Annotated in this window: 7 protein-coding genes; all 7 read right to left on the bottom strand. The window is 37.7% G+C overall.

What is annotated here, in order from left to right; genetic code table 11:
* Window positions 1-4: 4 nt before the first annotated feature.
* A complete protein-coding gene (locus A9996_RS01770; RefSeq protein ID WP_066430228.1) occupies window positions 5-3,085 on the bottom strand; it encodes an efflux RND transporter permease subunit in 3,081 nt (1,026 codons plus the stop codon).
* A gap of 318 nt (window positions 3,086-3,403) precedes the next feature.
* The gene (locus A9996_RS01775) at window positions 3,404-4,909 is read right to left on the bottom strand and encodes an efflux RND transporter periplasmic adaptor subunit (RefSeq protein ID WP_066430229.1); all 1,506 of its coding nucleotides are present in this window, start codon (window positions 4,907-4,909) and stop codon (window positions 3,404-3,406) included.
* An 85-nt stretch (window positions 4,910-4,994) separates the two neighbouring features.
* A complete protein-coding gene (locus tag A9996_RS01780; protein WP_066430230.1) occupies window positions 4,995-5,237 on the bottom strand; it encodes a hypothetical protein in 243 nt (80 codons plus the stop codon).
* 18 nt (window positions 5,238-5,255) lie between these two features.
* Entirely contained in the window at window positions 5,256-6,440 is a 1,185-nt protein-coding gene (locus tag A9996_RS01785) for a TolC family protein (RefSeq protein ID WP_066430232.1), read from the bottom strand.
* 120 nt (window positions 6,441-6,560) lie between these two features.
* Window positions 6,561-6,989, bottom strand: coding sequence for a hypothetical protein (locus tag A9996_RS01790; protein WP_066430234.1), 429 nt, complete (start codon window positions 6,987-6,989; stop codon window positions 6,561-6,563).
* 505 nt (window positions 6,990-7,494) lie between these two features.
* On the bottom strand, window positions 7,495-7,917 hold the full coding sequence (locus A9996_RS01795; protein WP_066430236.1) for a hypothetical protein: 423 nt from the start codon (window positions 7,915-7,917) through the stop codon (window positions 7,495-7,497).
* A gap of 306 nt (window positions 7,918-8,223) precedes the next feature.
* On the bottom strand, window positions 8,224-8,636 hold a 413-nt coding region (locus tag A9996_RS20185), incomplete at its 5' end, for a hypothetical protein (RefSeq protein WP_211272621.1).

The raw sequence follows: 8,636 nt of genomic DNA on the forward strand, positions 1-8,636 counted from the left end.
AAAACTACTGTTTTCTAATAACCAATTGATACACACAAGGAATGACCACCAAATTCAAAACCGTAGCAGAAAGCAACCCACCCAAAATAACCACAGCCATTGGGCTTTGTATTTCACTTCCGGGTTCGCCTCCTTTTAGAGCTAATGGGATTAGTGCCAGGCCTGTTGTAAAGGCTGTCATTAAAATTGGGTTTAATCTGTCCAATGCGCCAGTTTTAATCAACTGAAATCCTTTCATTCCTTCCTTTCTTAAATCTTCATAACGGGAAACCAATAAGATGCCGTTGCGAGTTGCAATACCAAACAAACTAATGAAACCTATTGTTGCTGCAATACTGATGATGCCTGATGTAAAATACACAATCAAGATACCACCAATTAAAGCTAATGGCAGATTTATTAAGACTATAAAAGCCAGTTTCACATCTTTAAACTCGTAATAAAGCAACAGAAATATGATAGCTATGGCAATAATTGCGGTTATCAAAAGTAATTGCGAGGCTTTAGATTCGCTTTCAAACTGCCCGCCATATTGCACACGGTAGCCTTCTGGCATATTCACATTATTTGCCACAACCTCTTTGATCTCGTTTACAGCACCATGCAAATCCCTGCCTTGAACGTTGGCAGCCACTACAATTTTACGTTGTACATTTTCTCGATTGATGGTGTTGGGACTACTTACTGAAGCTATCGTTGCCAATTCGCCCAAAGTGGTTTGACCACCATTTGGTAAACTGATTAAGGTGTTGCCAATATTTTCAATAGTATCCCGAAATGGTTTTTCATAGCGAACCACCAAATCAAAATACTGCTGTCCTTCATAAATCTCGCCTGCTTCTTCGCCTGCATATGCAATATCTACTTGATCCATTAAATTACCAACTGTCATTCCATACGCTGAAAGAATTTGACGTTTGGGTTGGATGCGTATTTGTGGTACTTCAATTTGTTGGTCAACCGCAACATCTGCCAATCCATCGATGTCTTTGATGTTTTGCTCTACACTTTTTCCAACTTCAAACAAACGTTGCAAATCTGAACCGAATATTTTAATGGCAATATTGGCACGAGTACCAGAAAGCATATGGTCAATACGGTGGGCAATGGGTTGTCCCAAGGTAATATTAACGCCTGGTGCAATACTCAATTTATTTCTAACTTCTTCAAAAAATTCTTCTTTAGTTTTGTCTTCGAGAACAAAAGGAACGTCAATTTCCGAAGCATTTACGCCTTGTGCGTGTTCATCTAATTGTGCTCTTCCAGTTCTTCTTGTTACGACTTCTACTTCCGGTAAATCCAGTAATATGGTCTCTATTAAATTCCCTGTTTTATTACTTTCTTCCAAAGACATTCCGGGTGGGCCAACGACACTAATAACCAAAGAGCCTTCATTAAATTCGGGCAAAAAACTCCGTCCCAATTGGGTTAAAACCAGCATACTAATGATAAATGCGATTACTGTAGTTCCAATAATCGTTTTAGGAATTTTAGTGGCACGTTCCAATAGGTTGCCATAATGTTTCTGTAACCAACGTTCCACTTTTGTACCATCGGATTGTTTCTTTAAAAGCTTTTCATTATCCAATAAATAGGAACACAAAATTGGTGTTACGGTTACTGCAACAATCAACGATGTTAAAACCGAAGTCACGAATGCTATACCTAACGGTTGCAACAAACGTCCTTCCATTCCGCTTAAAAAGAACAAGGGAATAAAAGACACTATAATAATTAAGGTTGCAATGATGATAGAGCTTCGTATTTCTACCGAAGCATCACGTACAACCGTAAGTGTTGATTCACGTTCTTCTTTTGGTTTTCTGATGTTTTCGCGCAGGCGTTTATACACGTTTTCTACATCAATAATGGCATCATCCACCAAAGCACCAATCGCAATTGCCATACCGCCCAAACTCATTGTGTTGATGGTATAACCCAACCATTTTAAAATAATGATGGACACTAATAATGAAATAGGAATTGCCAATAAGGATATTAAGGTTGTTCTCCAATTCATCAAAAAGATGAACAGAATTATCATGACAAAGAATGCACCTTCCAATAAGGTCTGGTTCAAATTGCTAATAGAAGCATCAATAAAATCGGATTGTCTAAAAATGTGATTTTTGATGTTGACCCCTTTTGGCAAGGTTTTTTCTAAATCGGCAATCGCTACATCCAAGCGGTCAGTCAGTTCCAAAGTGTTGACATCGGGTTGTTTTGAAATGGTCAAGATAACTGCTGGTTTTGCATTTAAAGAACCATCACCAATTTTATCGGCAGCACCAATCTGAACAGTTGCCACATCTTTTATTTTGATAGTTTGCCCATTCACTTGTTTTAAAACGGCTTCCTGCAAATCTTCCAACGCATAAGCTCTACCACTTCCTTTAATGATGTATTGATTGCCATATTGATTGATTACTCCGCCTGGAGCGTTGGTGTTTGCTTCCTTAACGTGCTCTACCAATTCAGAAAGACTTACATTGTAATGCTTCATCTTTTCAGGGTTGGCAAATACTTGGTATTGTTTGTACTCGCCGCCAATCACCACCACATTCGCGATGCCACCAATCGCTTTAATACGCGGTCTTATTGTCCAATCAGATAAAGTTCTCAATTCCATTGGCGATAGGCTATCGGAGGTTACTCCCAACAGCATTATTTCGCCCATAATGGATGAAATAGGCGCCATTGTTGGTGCGCCAATACCTTCGGGTAAATTTTCACGAACCATCGGGATGCGCTCACTTACAATTTGCCGTGCCCGATAAATATCGGTTCCCCATTCAAATTCTATCCAAACAATGGAAATTCCAGCTGCGGATGATGAACGGATCCGTCTCACATTAGGCGAACCATTTAGGGCGGTTTCCAATTGATAGGTCACTAATTTTTCTACTTCTTCAGATTCCATTCCGTGCGCTTCGGTCAGGATTGTAACCGTTGGCGCAGTAAGGTCTGGGAACACGTCAACATTCATTGTGCGAGCATAATAGATGCCCAACACGCTCAACGCAACCGCTCCCAACAGAATGAGCAATCTATTATGAAGTGAAATTGATAATATTTTGTTTAACATCTTTTTCTAATTTTTAATGTTTAATTTTTGGGTTCTATGTTGAATATTGTGGGCAAAATGCAATGGCCTAATTAACAGATATGTTATCAGAAATTAAACCAATCTCTCCGTGAATCTCTTTCGTCTCTGCGAATCTCTGCGTTATAGCTATTACACAGAGATTCGCAGAGTTCCGCGGAGTTACACAGAGAAATTAAGTAATAACTATTATTGAGTAAACCGTTATGCACTCGAAACAACACAGAGCCAATTTTTGAATCTGAATGTTCAATTTGTGACATCCTTACTCATAACTCACAACCCACAACTCACAACTTATTAATGTTCGTGACCGTGTGCAGGTGTTGAGCCTGACATTGAAGCCATTTTAACTTGGTACGCTCCTTCTGTGACGACCACTTCGCCCACTCCCAGACCTTGAAGTATTTCTACATTTTCGCCATTGCGCTTTCCAATTTTCACAGGTCTTCTTTCAAAGCTTTCTCCTGAAAGTTGCACGATTACTGAATAACTTCCATAATCTTCCAATAAGGCATTAACAGGAACCATTGTGTTTTGGGTGGCATCTCCCATCGCTATTTGAACTGGTGTCAGGCTTCCTTCTGGCATATCGACCTCTGCATTTACCTGGGCAAAAACCGAAATCAATGGGTTTTCACGTTCTACATCCTTACCAATAGAAAGTATTTTTCCTTCGCCATCTTTTATATTTTTCCATTGCCCATCCTTGGTTTGATACCAAATATCTTGTGCATTCTCCATTGAAAGTCCGTAGCTTGGTGCTAACTGGGTTTTCAAAACTTTGGATTGGTGCGTGCCAATGGAAATCAACGCAACCCCTTGCTCTACATAATCCCCATTGGAAACCGTAATAGATTTAATAAACCCATCAAAAGGTGCGCGGATTTGTTTGCTTCCGCCTGAAACTCCCGATGTCAACGATTGATAATTGGATTTAGCTATTGAAAAATTGCTCTCCACTTTTTCAAATTCAGCTTTTGGGATAATTTTAGATTCGAACAATTCCTTTTTCCGTTCGTATTCAGATTTTGCCTGTTCAAAACTGCTGCGTGCATTAGCAATTTCAGTACTCAAATTATTGGACGCCAAGCCTTGACTGCTTAAACTCATCAATAACTGACCTTGTTTTACTGCAGTACCTTCCGTAAGGTTGTTGACTTTAAAATCAACCACACCATTGGATTTTGCTGCCAACGATTTTACAGAACCGGGTGAAGGCATCCAAACGCCAGAGGTGTTGATGACCTCGTAAATTTTACCTGAAACCACAGGCGCGGTTTGAAAATCGATTTTCCAAGCCTGCTCTTTTGAGAACGAAATGCTCCCATCTTCTTCAGCAATACCCAACGCTTTTATAGCATCATCGGTATTTGCATAAACGGTAACGTCATCAATCGTGATTTTATCGGAATAGTCAGGTGTTTTCAACTCAAAAACAAGTTGGTAGGTTCCTGCTTCTTTAGGTTGAATGGTTGGCGAAAATATACCTGGTGATGAAGGTGCTTCAGCAGTATTGCGCAACCCTTTATCGCCTTTTATCAAACTAACCGAAACCGAACCTTCATGTATGGGTTGGTGCTCGTCCAATTCTGTAAAATGAGCTGCGAATCTGCTTTGATTACCAACAATCAAGGCAGGAAACTCTACAAATAATTCTGTTTTATCCGTCCAAATGGTATGGCCCAAACGAGGAATTTCTTCACCTGCGTGCGTTCCATCAGGATTATGTGCGTGTGCATCTTCCGCCTTGTTATTACAGGACATTGCCAAAAAGGCAAACACTACTAGTATTATATATTTCATGGGTCTGATATTTTTTTTGTGGTCACATAGATCCTTTTATGATTAAATAATCATAAGGTTTTCATCTGTTATACCTTTTGTTTTTTTAGTGGTCGTGATGTTCTGCACCGCTATCGTGCGTGTGTGTTTCCTCTTTCATTTCCATAGAATCTGATTTTACTTCAAATTCTTCTTGCTCCACAGGTTCCTCGTTCATATGGCCTCCATTGGCATCGTGTTCGTGACCATGTTCTTCAGGAGTCTCTGATTTTGGTTCTGTATCTCTACAAGATGTTAGTGTAAAAATTGAAACCGTCGCGATTGCGAATATTAGTTTTGAAATTTTCATAATATTTTATTTTAAAAGTTATAATTGATGTTTTAATAATTGTGCTTGAAGCAGTTGTAATTCCTTTTCCATTTGCAGCATTCTATGCGTTGCTGTTCGGTAAAACTGAAGCTCCACATAATAATCCATAAACGAATACTCGCCCAACTGATAAGCCTTAAAAAGTAATTGCTCACTATCTAAATTGTCCATTGTGGTTTGATACTCCTTGTATTTTTCGAGCATCAACGCGTAGCGATTATAGGTTTGTTGAAATTGTGAATAAAGCGAGGTCGTGATGACTTGGGTATTGGATTGCTGATATTCATAATTTGCTTCGGCAGCTTTTACTTTGTTCTTGCTGTTCCAAAGCGGAATGGAAACACCTCCATAAAGACCAGAATAGTTGCTTCCGCTGACACCCTGATAATTGTAGCCAAGTGCCAAATTGGGCAACACCTTGTTTTTTTCCAATTTTATTTTTTGAAGCGAAGTTTCTTCATTGGCCCTCAATTCTTGCAATCGAGGGTCGTTTGTCAATTTTTCCAGCCAGAGATTTTCAAGTGTTTCAATTTCAGCTCGCAAAACTATTTGCGATGAAATATCCTCAATAGGATTTCCACCATTCAATGTTTTAAGTATGGATAATTGAATTTGGATATCGCTTTCAATCTGTTGCACAACAAATTGCTCTTGAATCCAAGCAATTTTCGCCTTGTTCAAATCTAAAATACCTACTTGCTCTTTATCAAAAAGGTTTTGAATTTGGTCGAAAACCTGCTTGCTTTGGGTTCTCCTTTCGGTTTCAATCGCTTTTTGCTTTTGTAAGAAAACAAGTTCTAAAACAATGCCCTTTGCTTGCAACAAGATTTCTTGTCTTTTTGTAGCATATGCGGATGCTAATTGCTCCGATTTAGATGCGTTCCATTTGCCGCGCGCCCCATAAACCGTCGGAAATTCAAAAGATTGTGAGACTTCATATTCGGTATAATCTCCGGTTGTATTATCTCCGAAAGGCAAATAATATCCAGACAGCTGTGGGTCGGGCAAATTGTTAGTGCTCTTATTTTCGAGTTGCTGGCTTTCAATAAACGCTTGATAGCCTTTTAGCTCTATATTGTTCTGTTCTATTTGGTTTAGCAGTTCCTCTACATTAATAGTTTGTGAGAAGCCAGTAACAGAGAACAGGCACCCGCAAATTGCAGATACGATGTATTTATTCATTGTGTGAAATTTTAGGTTTAATCATGCCCGTCGGCCCGCCCGAACGGTTCATCCGGGTGGGCAGACAGGTCTGAATTTGTAAAATGGAATACTTACCCAAGGTAAAGTATGCCTAAATGATTAACCTAAAGATGGTGGGCCTCTGGAATCGAGACAAGAGAGATAAGGATTGAAATATGTATTGGGGGGTTGATAGACCGCTACCTTTTCGGCTTCATCATAGTCTATAGAAAGGCTATAATGATTAACATAAATTGAAGTATTTACATTCCTTTTAAACTTGAGATGTTTTACGCTACTTTCGTGTGTTACCAATACTTCATTAGAACCTACGGTATGTATATGTACCTCCAAAAATAAATCTAAAAGCCCTTTTTTAGGACTTTCCTTTTCTGGAACATCGTGAGAATGACTTTCACTATGTGCAACAGCTTTATGAGAGTGCTCAACTTCGTGTTGGTGATGTAAATGTGGTACAATCTGATGCAAAAGAAATAGACTGAATATGCCTAAAAATAACAGTGCTTTTATGTGATTGTGTTTTTGCATCAGATGCAAATGTAATAATTTATAATTGGATTTCTTGGTTCATTTATTTGAAGGCAGTCTATTTCGGTGTTCAAAGAAAGAAACAGCTTCCCGAAATAAATTCAGGATAGGCTCTTTCTTTTTATAATGTGTTGGCGTTTTACGTTGGGGTAAAATAAATGTTGTGTTTGGGCGCTGGTGTTTTTCATTTCGGATTTTTAATGGTTGTTCGGTTTTTTTCAGCTTGTGCGGAACCTTTATCTTTAGGAGTTGTTACGTGGTTCAAGCACCTAATTTGGCAAATAAAAACTAGCTTTGGGCAATCCGCAGGATTTCCCAAGTGAGGACAGACCGAGCAATAGCTTAGATACTGTTTGTGTGCCCCATTGAGGCATCTTTAATTTACCAGAAGGCAAATACAAAGAAGGTGCGATGGACGGAGGTAACGCCTTGAAATGAAACAATAGTAGCTGCTGGTTTTTTTAATCTTTTAGTTATCGAAAGATAAAAATCAACTCATCTTAGTCTATTTGAGCCAGCCTTTTCTAGTGGCTCTTTTGCTATATACATAAAGAAATGCGGCTATCGCAATAACTGCAACAGGTATAAATAAAGAAAATACAATTGACGTTTTTTTAATGTCGACCACAAATAGCCAGTAAAATTCTACAAATAGCAAAGTAAGTAATGCAACTGCAAAAAATTTAGTTGCAATTTTTTTTCTCATAAAAAGCATAAAACTACCTAATATCTCAGAGAATAGTGCAACTACAAATACAATAGTATACCAAAAAGGTATCGACTGTATGTTTTCAAATTCCTCAACAGTCAAATTTTCTTGTAGAAAATCAATCTCAAAAGAACTAAAATATATTTCAATTATATTCCACAAAAGTGTAAAAGTAGCCACGACCCAGAAGGAAGTTGGTGGTTTAACATCTATTCCCATAATTTAAAGATTAACTACATCTGTTACAAAGTTCAATGAACTAAGGATTATTTTAATATAATAGCTTGCTGTATGATCTGTTCAAGTAATAAGCGCACCTTCTAAAAATAAACAAAAAAATTGATTATTAGGTCTAATTTGATTTTAGCTGAATGTCGCTCTGGAATTCTGAGAAAAGTTTATGGTATAGAAGCTTTGGCGTAAAAAACACGAAACTCTCCAAAGTAATACTGGTTTTAGGAAGTCCGCAGGATTTAAAAAGTAGGCGAGGACCAAGCAATTAATTTAGGTGTTGTGCTTAGGTTTTTATTTCAGTTTATAAATTAGTTCGATAAATGTTTTGTCGTCATTAGTTTTAAAGGTCTTCTTATCATAAAGTCCGCTTTCATCTACATATCGAATCGATATTTTATGGAATGGTTCAAGAAAAGATTTTGAACTGAAGTCTAGTGTTTTAATTGATTTTGAGTGAATTGAAAACTTGTCTGATACCTGTTCCGAAAAGTTCCTTTGGTATTCAATGTTTGTGGATTCAGAATCTGCTGAGAATTTTATGATATAAAAGTCTTTTCGCAGATAGAATGCCAAGCATAAAACAGCTAGTATAATCAGCAAAAAGATTAAAAGGAAAAGTAAATCATTTGTTTTTTTAATACTAAAAAGCATAAAAAATAGAGTCAATAATATTGGTCCCAAAAATTTATCTTTAATTATATCTT

Origin of the sequence: Gelidibacter algens (genome assembly GCF_001678675.1) — a bacterium.
Taxonomy (GTDB): domain Bacteria; phylum Bacteroidota; class Bacteroidia; order Flavobacteriales; family Flavobacteriaceae; genus Gelidibacter; species Gelidibacter algens.